The 15,899-nt window shown below is 73.4% G+C and carries 11 protein-coding genes; 7 read left to right on the plus strand and 4 right to left on the minus strand.

The annotated features are described in order from the left end of the window. Positions 1-35: 35 nt before the first annotated feature. Positions 36-1,775, plus strand: a complete 1,740-nt coding sequence (locus ABEE00_RS01570; RefSeq protein ID WP_345743320.1) for an N-acyl-D-amino-acid deacylase family protein — start codon at positions 36-38, stop codon at positions 1,773-1,775. Positions 1,776-1,912: 137 nt separating this feature from the next. On the opposite strand, the gene ABEE00_RS01575 is transcribed toward ABEE00_RS01570, so the two are convergent. Beyond that, positions 1,913-2,770 (minus strand): methyltransferase domain-containing protein, encoded by an 858-nt coding sequence (locus ABEE00_RS01575; protein ID WP_345743321.1) that lies wholly within the window; start codon positions 2,768-2,770, stop codon positions 1,913-1,915. Between the two features lie 29 nt (positions 2,771-2,799). Here ABEE00_RS01575 and pdxR point away from each other — a divergent pair, with 29 nt between their 5' ends. The 3 genes from pdxR to ABEE00_RS01590 all read left to right on the plus strand — a co-directional run bounded on the left by pdxR (position 2,800) and on the right by ABEE00_RS01590 (position 7,475). Then, complete coding sequence (pdxR, locus tag ABEE00_RS01580) at positions 2,800-4,410, plus strand: MocR-like pyridoxine biosynthesis transcription factor PdxR (RefSeq protein ID WP_345743322.1); 1,611 nt, start codon at positions 2,800-2,802, stop codon at positions 4,408-4,410. 122 nt (positions 4,411-4,532) lie between these two features. Continuing rightward, on the plus strand, positions 4,533-5,258 hold the full coding sequence (locus ABEE00_RS01585; protein ID WP_345743323.1) for a DUF4232 domain-containing protein: 726 nt from the start codon (positions 4,533-4,535) through the stop codon (positions 5,256-5,258). Positions 5,259-5,498: 240 nt separating this feature from the next. Further along, positions 5,499-7,475 (plus strand): translation factor GTPase family protein, encoded by a 1,977-nt coding sequence (locus ABEE00_RS01590; protein ID WP_345743324.1) that lies wholly within the window; start codon positions 5,499-5,501, stop codon positions 7,473-7,475. 22 nt (positions 7,476-7,497) lie between these two features. On the opposite strand, the gene ABEE00_RS01595 is transcribed toward ABEE00_RS01590, so the two are convergent. Both ABEE00_RS01595 and ABEE00_RS01600 read right to left on the minus strand, forming a co-directional pair. Beyond that, positions 7,498-8,196 (minus strand): alpha/beta fold hydrolase, encoded by a 699-nt coding sequence (locus tag ABEE00_RS01595; protein WP_345743325.1) that lies wholly within the window; start codon positions 8,194-8,196, stop codon positions 7,498-7,500. 56 nt (positions 8,197-8,252) lie between these two features. Then, entirely contained in the window at positions 8,253-9,740 is a 1,488-nt protein-coding gene (locus tag ABEE00_RS01600; RefSeq protein WP_345743326.1) for a CehA/McbA family metallohydrolase, read from the minus strand. A 331-nt stretch (positions 9,741-10,071) separates the two neighbouring features. Between ABEE00_RS01600 and ABEE00_RS01605 the strand changes: the two genes are divergently transcribed. The 3 genes from ABEE00_RS01605 (at position 10,072) to ABEE00_RS01615 (ending at position 14,893) form a co-directional block, all read left to right on the plus strand. Continuing rightward, the gene (locus ABEE00_RS01605; RefSeq protein ID WP_345743327.1) at positions 10,072-10,911 is read left to right on the plus strand and encodes a TIGR03619 family F420-dependent LLM class oxidoreductase; all 840 of its coding nucleotides are present in this window, start codon (positions 10,072-10,074) and stop codon (positions 10,909-10,911) included. A gap of 80 nt (positions 10,912-10,991) precedes the next feature. After that, a complete protein-coding gene (locus tag ABEE00_RS01610) occupies positions 10,992-13,583 on the plus strand; it encodes a bifunctional FO biosynthesis protein CofGH (RefSeq protein WP_345743328.1) in 2,592 nt (863 codons plus the stop codon). 188 nt (positions 13,584-13,771) lie between these two features. After that, a complete protein-coding gene (locus ABEE00_RS01615) occupies positions 13,772-14,893 on the plus strand; it encodes an ADP-ribosylglycohydrolase family protein (RefSeq protein WP_345743329.1) in 1,122 nt (373 codons plus the stop codon). 190 nt (positions 14,894-15,083) lie between these two features. Here the strand turns inward: ABEE00_RS01615 and ABEE00_RS01620 are convergent, their stop codons facing one another. Beyond that, positions 15,084-15,875 carry an SDR family oxidoreductase gene (locus ABEE00_RS01620; protein WP_345743535.1) on the minus strand — a complete coding sequence of 264 codons (792 nt, stop codon included), beginning with the start codon at positions 15,873-15,875 and terminating at the stop codon, positions 15,084-15,086. Between the last annotated feature and the right edge of the window lie 24 nt (positions 15,876-15,899).

Consider the following 15,899-nt stretch of genomic DNA (forward strand, 5'->3'; position numbering starts at 1 on the left):
GACACCCCCACTCGGAGAGGAGTTGACCGGCAGCGATGCTCGACCACCTGATCAAGGGCGCCACCGTGGTGGACGGCACGGGCGCGCCCTCGTACCACGCGGACGTCGGCATCCGGGACGGGCGGATCGCCGTGATCGCCGACCCGGGAACCGTGCGCGAGGAGGCCCGCACCTCCCAGGACGCGACGGGCCTGGTGCTCACCCCGGGGTTCGTCGACCCGCACACCCACTACGACGCCCAGCTCTTCTGGGACCCCTACGCCACCCCCTCCATGAACCACGGCGTGACCACGGTCGCGGGCGGCAACTGCGGCTTCACCCTGGCGCCGCTCAACCCGGACCGGCCCGAGGACGCTGACTACACGCGCCGGATGATGTCCAAGGTCGAGGGCATGTCCCTGGTCGCCCTGGAGGAGGGCGCGCCGTGGAACTGGCACGGCTTCGGCGAGTACCTGGATGCGCTGGAGGGCCGCACCGCCGTCAACGCGGGCTTCATGGTGGGGCACTGCGCGCTGCGGCGGCACGTGATGGGCCCGGACGCGGTGGGAGGCCAGCCCACCGAGGCGCAGATGAACGAGATGCTGCGGCTGTTCCACGAGGCGATGGAGGCGGGCGCGTGGGGCTTGTCCACGACGCAGTCCTCCACCCACTCCGACGGCGATGGCAAGCCGGTGGCCTCGCGGCATGCGAAGCCCGAGGAGCTGCTGGCGCTCTCCCGCGCGGTCGCCGAGCACGAGGGCACCCAGCTCGAAGCGATCGTCGCGGGCTGCCTCGATCAGTTCGCGGATGAAGAGATCGACCTGTTCGTGGACATGAGCGCCGCCGCCGGCAGGCCGCTGAACTGGAACGTCCTCACCATCGACGCGGCCGTGCCGGAGCGGGTGCCGCGCCAGCTCGAGGTGAGCGAGCGCGCCAGGAAGGCGGGCGGCCGGGTGGTGGCCCTCACCATGCCGATCCTCACGCCCATGAACATGTCGCTGGGCACCTTCTGCGCGCTCAACCTCATACCGGGCTGGGGCGACATCCTCGGGCTGCCCGCGGACGAACGGATCGCCAAGCTCCGCGACCCCGCGGTCCGTTCGGAGATGCTGCGCCGCGCCGACAGCCCCGAGGCGGGGATCTTCCGCCGCCTCGCGCACTTCGACAGGTACGTCATCGGCGACACGTACTCGGAGGCCAACGAGGGCCTGTCGGGGCGCGTCGTACGGGACATCGCCGCCGAACGCGGCCAGGACCCCTTCGAGTGCATCGTGGAGATCTGCGCCAACGACCGTCTGCGTACGGTGCTGTGGCCGATGCCCACCGACAACGACCCCGACTCCTGGGAGCTGCGCCGCCAGACCTGGGAGCACGAGGACGTCATGCTGGGCGGCTCCGACGCGGGCGCGCACCTGGACCGGATGTGCGGCGCCCCGTACACCACCCGGTTCCTCGGCGACTGCCTGCGCGGGCGGCGGCTCATGGGTCTGGAGCAGGCCGTGCGGATGCTCACGGACGATCCCGCGCGCCTCTTCGGCCTGCGCGAACGCGGCAGGATCACCGAGGGCTGGCACGCCGACCTGGTCCTCTTCGACCCCGCGAGGATCGACGCGGGCCCGGCGCGGCTGGTGCACGACCTGCCGGGCGACAGTCCCCGCCTGGACTCCGAGGCGACCGGGCTCGTCGGCGTGTGGGTCAACGGCGTGGAGACCATCCGCGACGACACGGTGACGGGCGCGGTCCCGGGAACGGTCCTGCGCTCGGGCCGCGACACGGAGACGGTGCCCACGCGCTGAGCACACGGGAGATGCGAGACGCCCGCGGTGGGGGCGGGTGAACGGGGGCGGGCGCCCAGGTGCCCGCCCCCGTCCCGCGCCTGTGCCTGTGCCGTGCTGGGCGTGCTGCGTGCTTGTCCGGCGCTTGCCCGGAGCGCTCAACCCCCGCGTACGGCCGTCGCCTTGAAGTACGTGTAATGGAAGCTGCCGCCCTCCTCGGCGGCCCGGCGCAGGTCGGCGATGCCCCGGTCCCAGCCGTCCGGGGTGGCGAGCCCCGCGGCCACGGCGTCGTCCCGCACGGACTCCATCACCGCGATGAAGGTGTTCCGAGTGAAGCCCTCGGCCAGCGCGGGGCGGGTGGCGTCCGTGTACACCGTGCGCGGCGCCACCGCCACGTCCTCGTACCCGGCGTCCGCCAGCAGCGGCCCCAGCCGGCGCCCGATCATCGCGTCGCCCCCGGCGTCCGCCTGGAGCCTGGCCTGCCCCGCGACGGTCGCGCGCGCGGCGGCGCTGTCCGGGTGGAAGCACACCGAACCGTGGTCACCCTCGATCACGGTGAGCGTGCCGCCGGGGCGCAGCACCCGGCGCAGTTCGGCCAGCACCCGCGCGGGCTCGCCGAGGTGCTCCAGCACGAAGCAGACGAAGACGTGGTCGAACTCCGCGCGGCCGAAGGGCAGCGCGTACAGATCGGCCTGCCGCCAGGTGATCCGCGCGCCGGGCGCCCGCTCCGCGAGCCGCCGCCTGGCCTGCTCGATCGAGCCCGCGTCGCGGTCCACGGCGGTGATCTCCGCGTACGGGCTGTGCGCGGCGAGGTGCGCGGTCTGCGCACCGACCCCGCAGCCGGCCTCCAGCACCCGGCTGCCCGCGGGGTAGGCGGTGCCCGCGTGCAGCAACTCGGCCAGGACGTCGGCCTGTTCGCCGAGCCGCCGGCTCTCCCGCTGCGAATACCCGTGTACGTATCCGTGCGCGTGCTCGTGATCAACTTCCGTGCTCCGTACGCCTGTTGCCGTATCCATGCGCAGCAGCCTGTCGCCACAATGGACCGGTGGACAGATCCAATGAGGAGCCGTCTGAGGGGTCCAAAGAGGGGCCGGGGGAGGGGAGCGGGTCCGACTTCCTCCAGCTCCGTGCCTCCGACGCGCCGCCCGGCGGGCTCTCCGACTGGCTCGCCGGGGAGCTGCGGCGGGCCCTCGCGGACGGGCGGCTGCGGGTCGGCGCGCGGCTCCCCGCGACCCGGGTGCTCGCCGCCGAGCTCCGCGTCTCGCGCGGCGCCGTGACCGAGGCGTACCGGCGCCTCGCCGAGGACGGTCTGGTCGCGGGCGAACGGCGGCGCGGCACACGGGTGGTGGCCGTGCCCCTCACCGCGTCCGCGCCGCCCGCGCGGGGTCCAGGACCCGCCGCCTCCCCCTTCCGCGGCCCTCCGGGCCCCGACGCCTTCGACGCGCTGCGCGCCGCGCCCGCGCGCTTCGACCTCACGCCCGGCGTCCCCGACCTGGCGGCCTTCCCGCACGCGGCGTGGCTGCGCGCCGAACGTGCCGTGCTCAGCGAACTCCCGCCGCACGCCCTCGGATACGGCGACCCGCGCGGCGCCCCGGCCCTGCGCGCCGCGGTCTCCCGCTGGTTGGCGCGTACACGCGGCGTGCTGGCCGATCCGGACGGCGTGCTGATCGTCGCGGGGACCACCCAGGCCATCGCGCTGCTCGCGCGGGTGCTCCCGGACGAGGGGGTGCGCGGCATCGCGGTGGAGGACCCGGGCTCGCTCGGCTTCCGGCAGCACCTGCGGTACTGGGGGTTCGACACTCCGCCGGTCCCGGTGGACGCCTCGGGGCTGCGGGTCGACGCGCTGCGGCGTACGGGCGCGCCGGCGGTGGTGCTGACGCCGGCGCACCAGTTCCCGACAGGCGCCGTGCTCGGCGGGGAGCGCCGCCGCGAGCTGATGCGCTGGGCGGACGGCGAGGGCGGGCTGATCGTCGAGGACGACTACGACGCGGAGCACCGCTACGACCGGCCCCCTGTCCCCGCGCTGAAATCGGTGCTCGCGGAGCGGGTCTGCTACGTGGGCAGCATCTCCAAGCTGCTGGCGCCGGCGCTGCGGATCGGCTGGATCCTCGCGCCGCCGCGTTACCGTGACGCGCTGGTGGAGGCCAAGCGGTACGCGGATCTGGGCAACGCCGTGCTGCCGCAGCTCGTGCTCGCGCGCCTGCTGGACTCCGGCGAACTGGAGCGGGGGCTGCGCCTGGTGCGGCGCCGCCACCGCGCGTGCCGCGACGCGATGACACGGGCCCTCGCCGAGCACCTGCCGTACGCCGTGGTGCAGGGCGCGGCCGCGGGACTGCACCTCACGGTGACCATCGGCGATGCTCCGGGGCAGGGGGAGGCGGACGGAGCGCGCGCGGACGGAGGGCGCCCCGGTGACAGGGCCCTGGCCGACGCCGCGTTGGCCCGCGGCGTGAAGGTGCACCCCCTCTCCTGGCACCGCCAGACCCCGGGACCGCCGGGCCTGGTCCTCGGCTACGCGGCGAACGGCGCGCGGGCCATCGGCGATGGCGTGGCCGAATTGGGAAGGGCAGCAAGGGATTTCCCGGGCACCCGGGACCCGGCACGACGGCCCCCGAATGTGTTTCCGGTTTCTGAAGATCTCGTCGAAGGTCAGTGACAGGGCCAAGACATTTGCGGGCCACAGTTATGGGTGAAGCGCTCGGAGAGCCGCGGGGACTGACCGGTCCGTGGTGGGAGCGCACCAGCCAGGAAGCGCACCTCAGCGAAGGGGGAAGTCACATGCCTTCGACCACCGCCCGCACCGGCCGCAGCAGCCGTACCGCCCGCGTCAGCCGTGTCGCCGCGGGGAGCCTCGTCGCCGTCGCGGCGTTCGCGCTGACCGCATGTCAGGGCGGCTCGAACGCGGACGCGGCCTCCTCGCCGTCCTCGTCCTCCAAGGAGGCCTCGGCGGGACACACCAGCCAGCAGAGCGGCTCGGGCGCGTCCACGGAGTCCACGCAGTCCAAGGAGTCCGCGGAGGCCGGGAACGCCGAGAACGTCGCCAAGGACACCACGGCGCAGAGCGGTTCCGCTTCCCGTTCCGCTTCGGCCTCGGGCGCCACCTGCTCCTCCGCGGACCTCGGCATGAGCGTGGGCCGCGGCGACCCGGGCGCGGGCAACATCCGCTACCCCCTGGTGTTCACCAACAACGGCGACACCGCGTGCACGCTCAAGGGCTTCCCCGGCGTCTCGCTCATGCAGAAGGACGGGCAGACCATCGGCAAGCCCGCCGTCCGCGAGGGCGCCCAGGGCGGCGCGGTCCGCCTGGCACCCGGCGCGAAGGCGCACGCCGTGCTGCACACCCTCAACGACGGCGTCTCCGACAAGCCGTGCTGGAAGCAGCCGTACCTGGTCAAGGCCTACGCGCCCGGCTCCAAGGACATGTCGACCGCCAAGCCGAACGGGCTGCGCGTGTGCGGCGACGAGTTCTCCGTGACCGCCCTGAAGGCCGGCGCCGCGGGCTGATCCCGCGGCGGGCCTCGTACGGGCCCCGTACGGGCAGGTGAAGGGGCACGCCCAAGAGCCCTCGACTGGGCGTGCCCGAAAACCGCTTGCCCGCCGCTCGCGTCGCCGCAAACATGGCGGCGACCACCGGAAGTATCGTCACCGGGAAGCACCAGACCCGCGGGAGTCAGCACATGCGCCGAAGCCTCGTAGTCACCCAGCGCCCCTACCGGCCTGCGAACTCCGAGGACTTCCGCATCCATGCAGGACACACACCCGCGCACCGCGCGCACGCTCAACATCGGCATCCTGGCGCACGTCGACGCCGGTAAGACCACGCTCACCGAGCGGCTGCTGTACGAGACCGGCGTCATCGGGCGGCCCGGCAGCGTCGACGCGGGGGACACCCGTACCGACACCGGGGACATCGAGCGGGAGCGCGGCATCACCGTGCGCTCCGCCGTGGTCTCCTTCGCCGTCGGCGGCACCCAGGTCAACCTGATCGACACCCCGGGACACACCGACTTCGTCGCCGAGGTGGAGCGCGCGCTCGGCGTGCTGGACGGCGCCGTGCTGGTGCTCTCCGCCGTCGAGGGCGTCCAGGCGCACACCAGGGTTCTCATGCGGACCCTGCGCGGCCTGCGCATGCCCACGCTGCTCCTGGTCAACAAGATCGACCGCGCGGGCGCGCGCGGCGAGGCCCTGCTCGCCGACATCCGGCGCAGGCTCGCCCCGCGGATCGTGCCCATGACCTCCGTACGGGGCGAGGGCACCCGGTCCGCGCGCGCCGTGCCGCGCTCCTTCGCCGAGGCCGGCTTCCGTACCGCCGTCGCCGAGACGCTGGCCGAGACGGACGACGCGCTGCTGGAGCGGGTCGTGGACGGCCCCTTCCCGGCCGAGGGCGAACTGCGGTCCGCGCTCGCGGCGGCCACGGCCGACTGCACGGCGTACCCCGTCTACTTCGGCTCGGCCCTCAGCGGCGAGGGCATCCCCGCCCTGGCCGAGGGCATCGCCCACCTCCTGCCGCGCGCCCACGGCGACCGGGAACGCGGCGCCCCACCGCGCGGCACCGTCTTCGCCGTGGAGCGCGCGCCCTCGGGGAGGAAGACCGCGTATCTGCGGCTGTACGAAGGGGAGTTGGCGGCGCGCCAGCGCGTGACCTTCCACCGCGACGGGAGCGGAGAGGGAGAGCGGGGGCGTACGGAATACGCCGCGCAGATCACCTCGCTCGACGTCGTACGCCCGGGAGGCGGCGGTCCGGGCCCGCTGACCCCGGGCAACATCGCCAGGATCGGCGGGCCCGCCGGCATCCGCGTGGGCGACACGCTCGGAGAGCCCGCAGGCAAGGACGGCGCCCCGCACTTCTCGCCGCCCGCCCTGGAGACCCTCGTACGGCCCGTCGAGAGCGGTCCGGGACCGGCCGCGCGCCTGCACTCCGCGCTGCTCGCGCTCGCCGAGCAGGACCCGCTGATCCACGCCCGCGCCGCACCGGGCGGCGGCGCCACCTCCGTACTGCTCTACGGCGAAGTGCAGAAGGAGGTCATCGCCGCGACGCTCCTCGCCGAGCACGGCATCGAGGCCCGCTTCGAGGCGAGCCGCCCGGTCTGCCTGGAGCGGCCGGCCGGGACGGCCGAGGCGTACGAGGAGATGGAGTGGCGCGCGCCGACCCGCAGCGGCTTCTGGGCGACGGTCGGCCTGCGCGTGGAGCCGGGCCCCGCGGGGTCAGGCCCGGCCTTCCGCTACGAGACCGAACTCGGCGCGCTGCCCCGCGCGTTCCACCAGGCCGTCGAGGACAGCGTGTACGCGTGCCTCGACGGCGGCGGCCCGCACGGCTGGCGGGTGACCGACTGCGTGGTCACGCTCACCCGCTCCGGCTTCGTCGGCCCGAAGAGCACGGCCGCCGACTTCCGCGGCCTCACGCCCCGGGTGCTGCGCCGCGCGCTGGAACGCTGCGGTACGCGGGTGTACGAGCCGTACCACGCGTACGAGGTCGAGCTGCCGGCCGACGCCCTGCACGCCGTCACCCGCCAACTCGCCCTGCTGCGCGCCGAGATCGCGGAGACCACGGAGTACGGCGACGCGTGGCTGCTCAGGGGCGTGATCCCGGCCCGCCAGGTGCCGGAGGCCGCGCGCACGCTGCCCGCGCTGACCCGCGGGGAGGCGGCCTGGTGGTCCCGCCCGTCGGGCGACGGACTCGTGCCGGGCGACCGGTCGGGCACCCCGGTCACGCCGCGATGAGTCCTCATGCCGCGAGGGGCCCTCACGCCGCGATGAGTTCCTCCAGCGCGTCGGCCGTCGCCTCCGGGGAGGTGAGCAGCGACAGGTGGTGCGCGCGGAGCCTGCGCACGGGCCAGCCCGCGCGCTCCGCCGTCGCCGCCTGCGGCTCGTACGTCTCGCTGAGCCGCAGATAGGCGCAGCTCCCGGGCTCCAGCGCGCGGGAGTCGGGTGCCGGCTCGGCGAAGTAGCGCTCCGGCACCCGCGGCAGCTCGGCGCAGAACCGGGTGCGCTGCGCCGCGTCCGGTACCAGCGCCTCCACCGTGCCGCGCGGGAACCACTCGTGCCACGGCGCCAGCGCCCCGTCGCGGGTCAGCTCCCGCATCCGGGAGCGCAGTTCGTCCGGCGCCGTGGCCAGCCAGCTCACCCCGGGGTGGGGGAGCAGCGCGTCCACGTACACGGCGTTGCGCACGGGGGCGCGCGCCGCGTCGGCGACGGCGGGCAGCAGGGCGCCCGCGCCGCTGTGCGCGGCGAGGGTGAGATGCGTGGCGTCCGGGGCCTGGTCGCGTATCTGCCCGGCGGCGGCAGCGGCCAGCCGCGGGTAGTACGGGCCCTCGCCCTCCAGGGCCTCGCCCAGCGAGGGCACGGCGACCTCGTGACCCCGCGCGCGCAGCAGCCCGGCGGCGGGCTGCCAGACGGACGGTCCTGTCAGCGGGCTGTGCACCAGCACGAGCGCGGATGTCACCTGCGGGCACCTCCGGGTTACGGGATACGGGGAACGGTCGGGCCGTGCGGGCCGGGTCAGCCGCCGGGCCCGTCCAGCCAGACGGGGTTGGTCATCGCGGCCATCGCGCCGGGCACGCCGTCGGGAGTGCCGGGCGCGCGCGGCCGCCGCACCTCGGCCCGTACGTACGAGGCGACGGCGGCCGTCGTCTCCCACACCACGGGTCCGCCGGTGAGCGGTCCCGCGCGCATCTCGCCCTCGTCCGTCATCAGCCGGTACGTGGCGCCCTCCGGCGCGCCGGCCACCTCCAGCCGGACCGTGACCCGTGCCTTCCCGCCGCCGCGGGACGGCAACCTGCCGCCGATGTCCGCGTGTTCGCCGCGCGCGCCGCTCGCGGTCAGCCGCAGCGAGATCTTCGAGGACTCCGCGATGTAGCTCCGGCCCGTGCGGATGCCCTCCAGCAGCGCCTCCCTGGACAGGTCGCCGGCCAGCACGACGGTCTGCGGGAGGCCCACGTCCTGGCCCTCCTTGTGCGCGTCGCTGTTGCCCATGGCGGGCAGCCAGCGGCCGGGCCGGGCGGTGAGCATGTTGTCCCAGGTGCCGACGGCGATCTCGTCGTCGGCCGTCCACGGGCCGTTCCACACCTCGACCGCGTCGGCACCCTCGTACTCGAACTTCCACTGGCAGCCCACGAACGGGCAGTTGGGGTGCGCGGGCACGACCAGGCCGCCCGCGCGGTGGATGCGGCGCACGTATCGGTCGTACGCGTCGTCGCGCGCGCGGTAGCGCCAGTCGAAGAACACTCCCGGGTCGGTGCCGAGCGCGAGGTAGTGCCCGTTGCGCGTGGTCACCTCTTCGCCGGTGAGGACCAGCAGGTCATCGCCCCACAGGCCCGCCCAGGCGCCGTGGCCCGAGGTGGTGTTGTGCTCGGTGGTGACGAGGAAGTCCAGCCCGGCGGCGCGTGCCGCCGCCGCGACGTCGGCCGGGGTGCGCTTGCCGTCGGAGTGCACCGTGTGCAGGTGGCAGTCGCCGCGGTACCAGTCGCGGCCGCGCCCCTTCGCGCGCTCCGGCGGGAACGTGGGCTCTGGCGTCTCGCCCTGCTCCCCTCTCCCCAGCTCGACCGTCACCTCGTAGTCCATGCCCTGCGGGGCGACGGTGTACGGGCCGAGCGCGATGTGCCAGGTGCCGGGGTTGACGGGCCCTGGGAGATAGCCGGGCGTGGCCTCAGCGCCGCTGATCGTGAACCGGTCCCTGAACCCGCCCGACCAGCCCCGGAAGCCCTCGCCGCCGAGCGCCGTGCCGCGCTCGTCGAAGACGCCGATGTCCAGCGCGTTGCCGGGTGCTCTGTCGTACGTGTACGAGACCGAGATCTGGTTGGTGCCGGGCGGCACACGCACCGGCAGGTACACGAAGTCGGGGGAGCCGTGGGGGAGATGGCCCCGTACGGTCTGTGTCGTGCCGTTCGCTGCACCGTTCGCTGCGCTGGCAGGGCTCACACTCCCGAGCGTAAGCGCGCCCCCGCCGCTCGCAACAGCCGCCAGTCCCAGCAGGTCCCGCCTGTCCATGCAGCCTCCTCAGCGCCGCCGGCCACTGTTGTACGCCCGGGCGACAGGGAGAGGAAGAGAACTTTGCGCCTCGCCCGCCGAGGGGTTGCGAGCTTTGCGCTATGACCGCCGGCCGGGTGCGTGCGGGGTTGCTTTCCGCTGCGGCGGGTTTTGGGTGTGTCCCCCCCCCACCGAGGTGTGGGCAGTCGTTCCGCAAGGGGCGGAACGGGTGGGCACACCGGAACCGCAGCCGCCCGCGGCAGCGCCCCCGCACCCACTCAGGCGCCAGCCCGCGCCCCTGCGACGGCGGGGGCGATGGACTTCCTCGCCGTCGCCCCCCACAGTGCCCCGCATGCGCATCTCCGTGACCAGCCTCCTGACAGACGAGACCATCGGCCCCGTACAACTGGCCCGCGAGCTAGAGGCCCGCAGCTTTCACGGCCTCTACCTCCCCGAGCACACCCACATCCCCACCACCCGCGAAACCCCCGCGCCCATGGGCGAGCCCCTGGCCAGGGAGTACGGCAGGACACTCGACCCCTTCACCGCCCTGGCCTCCGCAGCCGCGGTCACCCGCCACCTCGCCCTCGGCACGAGCGTCGCCCTCATCGCCCAACACGACCCCATCGCGCTGGCCAAACAGATCGCCACCCTCGACCTGATCTCCGAGGGCCGCTTCACCCTCGGCGCCGGCGTCGGCTGGAACGCGGAGGAGGCCGCCGACCACGGCGTCACCGGCGACGCCTGGCGCCGCCGCAGGACCCTCGTACGGGACCGCATCGCCCTGATGCGCGCGCTCTGGAGCCCGGAGCCGACCGCGTACGAGGGCGAGTTCGGCTCCGTGCGGGCGAGCGAGGCGCACCCCAAGCCGCAACGCCCGGGCGGCCCGCGCCTGTTGCTCGGCGGCGCGCCGGGCCCGCGCATGTTCGCGCACGTCGCGGAGTACGCGGACGGCTGGATGCCGGTCGGCGGCAGCGGACTCGGCAAGGCGGTCACGGAGCTGAACGAGGCGTGGGACCGGGCGGGCCGCGGCCCGGAACGCCCGGCCGTCGTACCCGCATTCGTCCAGCCCTCGCCCGGCAAGCTCGCCCACTTCGCCGAGCTCGGCGTGGAGGAGGTCCTGCTCCAGGTGCCCTCGGGCGACACGGCCCACACGCTGCGCACCCTCGACGAATATTCCCGCTACCTCTGAGCCAATGCCCCTCCGACCTGTGACATTGTCCGCAGGAACGGGTCCGGGCTCATCCCGTACGCCGCTTCTATCCTCGAATGATGACCTCCAACGCGCAGGGAACCGGACAGCCCACCGCCAACGCCATGCGCCGCGCGCTGAAGCGGGCCCGCGACGGGGTCGCGCTCGACGCCTCCGAGGCCGCGGTCCTCCTCCAAGCGAGGGGTGACGACCTCAGAGACCTCGCCGCCTCCGCGAGCCGGGTGCGGGACGCCGGTCTGGAAGCGGCCGGCCGCCCCGGCGTGATGACCTACTCGCGCGGCGTCTTCATCCCCCTCACCCGGCTCTGCCGCGACAAGTGCCACTACTGCACCTTCGTCACCGTTCCGGGGAAGCTGCGCCGCGAGGGGCACGGGATGTTCCTGTCCCCCGACGAGGTGCTGGACATCGCCCGGCGCGGCGCGGAAATGGGCTGCAAGGAAGCCCTGTTCACGCTCGGCGACAAGCCCGAGGACCGCTGGCCCGAGGCGAAGGAGTGGCTGGAGGCGCACGGCTACGACGACACCCTGTCGTACGTCCGCGCCATGGCGATCCGGGTCCTGGAGGAGACCGGACTGCTCCCGCACCTCAACCCCGGCGTCATGTCGTGGACCGACTTCCAGCGGCTCAAGCCCGTGTCGGCCTCCATGGGCATGATGCTGGAGACGACCGCCGAGCGGCTGTGGAGCGAGCCGGGCGGCCCCCACTACGGCTCGCCCGACAAGGACCCGGCGGTACGGCTGCGGGTGCTGGAGGACGCGGGGCGGTCCAACGTCCCGTTCACCACCGGCCTGTTGATCGGCATCGGGGAGACGTACGAGGAGCGCGCGGAGTCCCTGTTCGCGCTGCGCCGCGTGCAGCGCGCCTACCACGGCATCCAGGAACTCATCATGCAGAACTTCCGCGCCAAGCCGGACACGGCCATGCGCGGAATGCCCGACGCCGAGCTGGAGGAGCTGGCCGCCACCATCGCGGTCGCCCGGCACATCCTCGGCCCGTCGGCCCGCATCCAGGCGCCGCCGAACCTCGTGGACGGCGAGTACGAGCTGCTCATCGACGCCGGCATCGACGACTGGGGCGGCGTCTCTCCGCTCACCCAGGACCACGTGAACCCCGAGCGCCCCTGGCCCCAGATCGACGAGCTCGCCGAGCGCACCGCGGCCTCGGGATTCGAGCTGCGCGAACGGCTGCCGGTCTACCCCGAGTTCGTCCAGCGCGGTGAGCCCTGGCTGGACCCGCGCATCCTCCCGCACGTCAACGCCCTGCTGGAGCCGGAGACCGGCCTCGCGCGCGAGGACGCCGAGGTGCGCGGGCTGCCCTGGCAGGAGCCCGACGAGGGGTACATCGCGCCCTCGGGCCGCACCGACCTGCACCACACCATCGACACCGAGGGCCGCACCGGCGACCGCCGCGACGACTTCGACTCGGTGTACGGGGACTGGGCCGACCTCGCCGAGCGCGCCCGCCCCGGCATGGAGCCCGAGCGCATCGACACGGATGTGCGGGCCGCGCTCTCGCAGGCCGCCGACGACCCGACGAAGTTGACCGACGAGCAGGCTCTCGCCCTGTTGCACGCCGACGGCCCCGCGCTGGACGAGCTGTGCCGGATCGCCGACGCCGTACGCAAGGACGCGGTCGGCGACGACGTGACCTACATCGTCACCCGCAACATCAACTTCACCAACGTCTGCTACACCGGCTGCCGCTTCTGCGCCTTCGCCCAGCGCCGCACGGACGCCGACGCCTACACGCTCTCGCTGGACCAGGTCGCCGACCGGGCCCAGCAGGCCTGGGACGTGGGCGCCGTCGAGGTCTGCATGCAGGGCGGCATCCACCCGGACCTGCCCGGTACGGCGTACTTCGACATCGCGCGTGCCGTGAAGGAGCGCGTGCCCGGCATGCACGTCCACGCCTTCTCGCCGATGGAGGTCGTCAACGGGGCGTCCAGGACCGGGCTTTCCATTCGCGACTGGCTGACCCAGGCCAAGGAGGCCGGGCTCGACTCCATCCCCGGCACGGCGGCCGAGATCCTGGACGACGAGGTCCGCTGGATCCTCACCAAGGGCAAGCTGCCCGCCGCCGACTGGGTCGAGGTCATCAAGACCGCGCACCAGGTGGGCCTGCGCTCCTCGTCCACGATGATGTACGGACATGTGGACCAGCCCCGCCACTGGCTCGGGCACCTGCGGCTCCTCGCGGAGATCCAGAAGGAGACGGGCGGCTTCACGGAGTTCGTGACCCTCCCCTTCATCCACACCAACGCGCCGGTCTACCTCGCGGGCATCGCGCGCTCGGGCCCCAGCACCCGGGACAACCGCGCCGTCACCGCCATGGCCCGGCTGCTCCTCCACCCGCACATCCCCAACATCCAGACGAGCTGGGTCAAGCTGGGCACCGAGGGCGCAGCCGAGATGCTCCGCTCCGGCGCCAACGACCTCGGCGGCACGCTCATGGAGGAGACCATCTCCCGCATGGCGGGCTCCTCCTACGGTTCGTACAAGTCCGTCCACGACCTGCTCGCGATCGCCGAGGAGGCGGGCCGCCCGGCACGCGCGCGTACGACGTCGTACGGGCCGGTCAGCGAGGAGCGCCAGGCCGCCGCGCTGGCCTCGGACGGGCACCTGCCGGAGCTGCTGCCGGTGCTGGACAGCTGACGGGGCCACCTGTCTGACGTGCTGATTCCCGGGGTCGCGGACGTCGCGGCCCCGGGAACCTTCCAGGTACGTATCCGACCATCCGGACCCCACGGACAGTCCACAAGTTGGCCACAACTGATCGCTTCACCGTCGATTAGAGTGCGCTCCGAACATCGACCGAGGGATCGTCCGAAGGAGGGCTGACCGTGGGGGCGTCCGGCGGCGAAGCCATATGGGGCCGGGCCGAACAGCAGGACTTCCGGAGCAGGGTACGGGGGTGCCTGCTGGGCGGCGCGATAGGTGACGCACTGGGCGCGGGCATCGAATTCCGGTCACTGGACGCGATACGCGAGGAGCACGGCGCCGCCGGCATCGCCGACTACGTTCCCGCGTACGGCAGGCGCGGAGCGGTCACCGACGACACCCAGATGACCCTGTTCACCATGGACGGCCTGATCCGCGCGCACGTACGCAGGGACACCGGCGCCTGGCACCCGCCCACGGACGTGCACGCCGCCTACCGCCGCTGGGCCGCCACCCAGCGCGACTGGGGCCCGGACGAGCGCAAGAAGGAGGACGGCTGGCTGGCCCGCGAGGAGTGGCTGTACGCGCGCCGCGCCCCCGGCAACGCCTGCCTCTCCGGGCTCGTCGAGGAGCGCATGGGCACCGTCGAGGCGCCGAAGAACCCGGAGTCCAAGGGCTGCGGAACGGTGATGCGCTCGGCACCCTTCGGCCTCCTGGTGGGCTGGGAGCCGCAGTTGGTCTTCCAGCTCTCCATCGAGTGCGCGGCGCAGACCCACGGCCACCCCACCGGCTACCTCGCCGCCGGCGCCTTCTCCGTGATCGTCCACGCCCTCGCCCGCGGCGACTCGCTGGACAGCGCGGTGCAGAAGGCGCTCGCGCAGGTGGCGACCCGCCCCGGCCACGAGGAGACCACCGACGCGCTCAAGCGCGCGCTGGGTTCGGTACGCCAGGGCATGCCGACCGCGGAACGCGTCGAGTCCCTGGGCCAGGGCTGGACCGCCGAGGAGGCCCTGGCGATCGGCGTCTACTGCGCCCTGGTGGCCGAAGACGTACGCCACGGCCTCCTGCTCTCCGTGAACCACGGCGGCGACAGCGACTCCACGGGCTCCATCTGCGGCAACCTCCTGGGAGCCATCCACGGCGAAACGGCACTCCCCCCAGGTTGGGTGGCCGAGCTGGAGGGCCGCTCCACAATCCTGGAACTGGCAGACGATTTCGCCATGGAAATGACCCAGGGCCCAGCCCTACACGCCCCAGGAGCAGCCTCCCCATCCTGGCTGGAACGCTACCCAAGGGCGATATAAGCCACCTCCACTTACGAGGTGTGGGCAGTCGTTCCGCAGGGGCGGAACGGGTGGGCACACCGGAACCGCCAGCCGCGAGGCCCACCCAGCCCCGCACCCAAAGCGGGCCCGGGGCGCAGCCCCGAAAAAGGGGTACGGGGCGAAGCCCCGCAAACACAGGGGTTCAGCGCATCACTTCACCGGCACTGACCTAACGCATCACTTCACCGGCGTTGACCAACAAACACTGCCCCGTAACACTCCGCGCCCAATCCGACGCAAAAAACACCGCCGCATCGGCCACATCCCCATCAGAAGCCATCTCAGGCAACGCCATCCGCCCCTCCAACCGCCCCCGCACCACAGACTCCGCAACCCCCTCCTGAGCAGAAGCCCACTGCACATACCCCTGCACCGGCGGCCCCCACATCCACCCCGGCTGCACGGTGTTCACCCGTATCCGATGCGGCCCCAGCTCCCGCGCGAGCGAGTACATCGCGGACACCAGCCCGCCCTTGGACGCCGCGTACGCCGCCTGCTGCACCTGCGTCGGCGCCGCCACCGACGACTGCGTGCCGATGAACACCACGGACCCGCCCCCGCCCCGCTTCAGCGCCGGCAGGCACGCCCGCGTCATCCGCAGCGAGCCCAGCAGATTGACCTCCAACGCGGCCTGCCAGTCGGCGAATTCCGGATCGGCATCCTCCAGGCCGCCCATCACCGTGTCCAGCGCCGCCACATGCACCACGGCGTCGACCCCGCCGAACCGCTCCTCCGCCAGCGCGGCCAGCGCCGCGCACTGCTCCGAGTCCCGTATGTCGGTGGTCCGCCACGCGCTGCGCTTCCCGTCCGGGTCCACGTCCCGCGCGATCGCCGCCAACCGCTCCTCCGTACGCGCGCCCAGCACCACATTCGCGCCGTCGCGTTTGCAAGCCTCCGCGACCCGTCGCCCCAGCCCCTCGCCGACTCCCGACACCAGCACGGTCCTGTCCCGCAGCAGCATTCCGGCACACCCCTGTCCGATCGC

Source organism: Streptomyces odontomachicola (genome assembly GCF_039605595.1).
Lineage (GTDB): Bacteria > Actinomycetota > Actinomycetes > Streptomycetales > Streptomycetaceae > Streptomyces.

Excerpts from the sequence above, each read along its gene's own strand:
- ABEE00_RS01575 (WP_345743321.1), bottom strand. The coding sequence starts at position 2,770 with ATGGATACGGCAACAGGCGTACGGAGCACGGAAGTTGATCACGAGCAC.
- ABEE00_RS01570 (WP_345743320.1), top strand. The coding sequence starts at position 36 with ATGCTCGACCACCTGATCAAGGGCGCCACCGTGGTGGACGGCACGGGC.
- ABEE00_RS01620 (WP_345743535.1), bottom strand. The coding sequence starts at position 15,875 with ATGCTGCTGCGGGACAGGACCGTGCTGGTGTCGGGAGTCGGCGAGGGG.
- ABEE00_RS01605 (WP_345743327.1), top strand. The coding sequence starts at position 10,072 with ATGCGCATCTCCGTGACCAGCCTCCTGACAGACGAGACCATCGGCCCC.
- ABEE00_RS01610 (WP_345743328.1), top strand. The coding sequence starts at position 10,992 with ATGACCTCCAACGCGCAGGGAACCGGACAGCCCACCGCCAACGCCATG.
- ABEE00_RS01600 (WP_345743326.1), bottom strand. The coding sequence starts at position 9,740 with ATGGACAGGCGGGACCTGCTGGGACTGGCGGCTGTTGCGAGCGGCGGG.
- ABEE00_RS01585 (WP_345743323.1), top strand. The coding sequence starts at position 4,533 with ATGCCTTCGACCACCGCCCGCACCGGCCGCAGCAGCCGTACCGCCCGC.
- ABEE00_RS01590 (WP_345743324.1), top strand. The coding sequence starts at position 5,499 with ATGCAGGACACACACCCGCGCACCGCGCGCACGCTCAACATCGGCATC.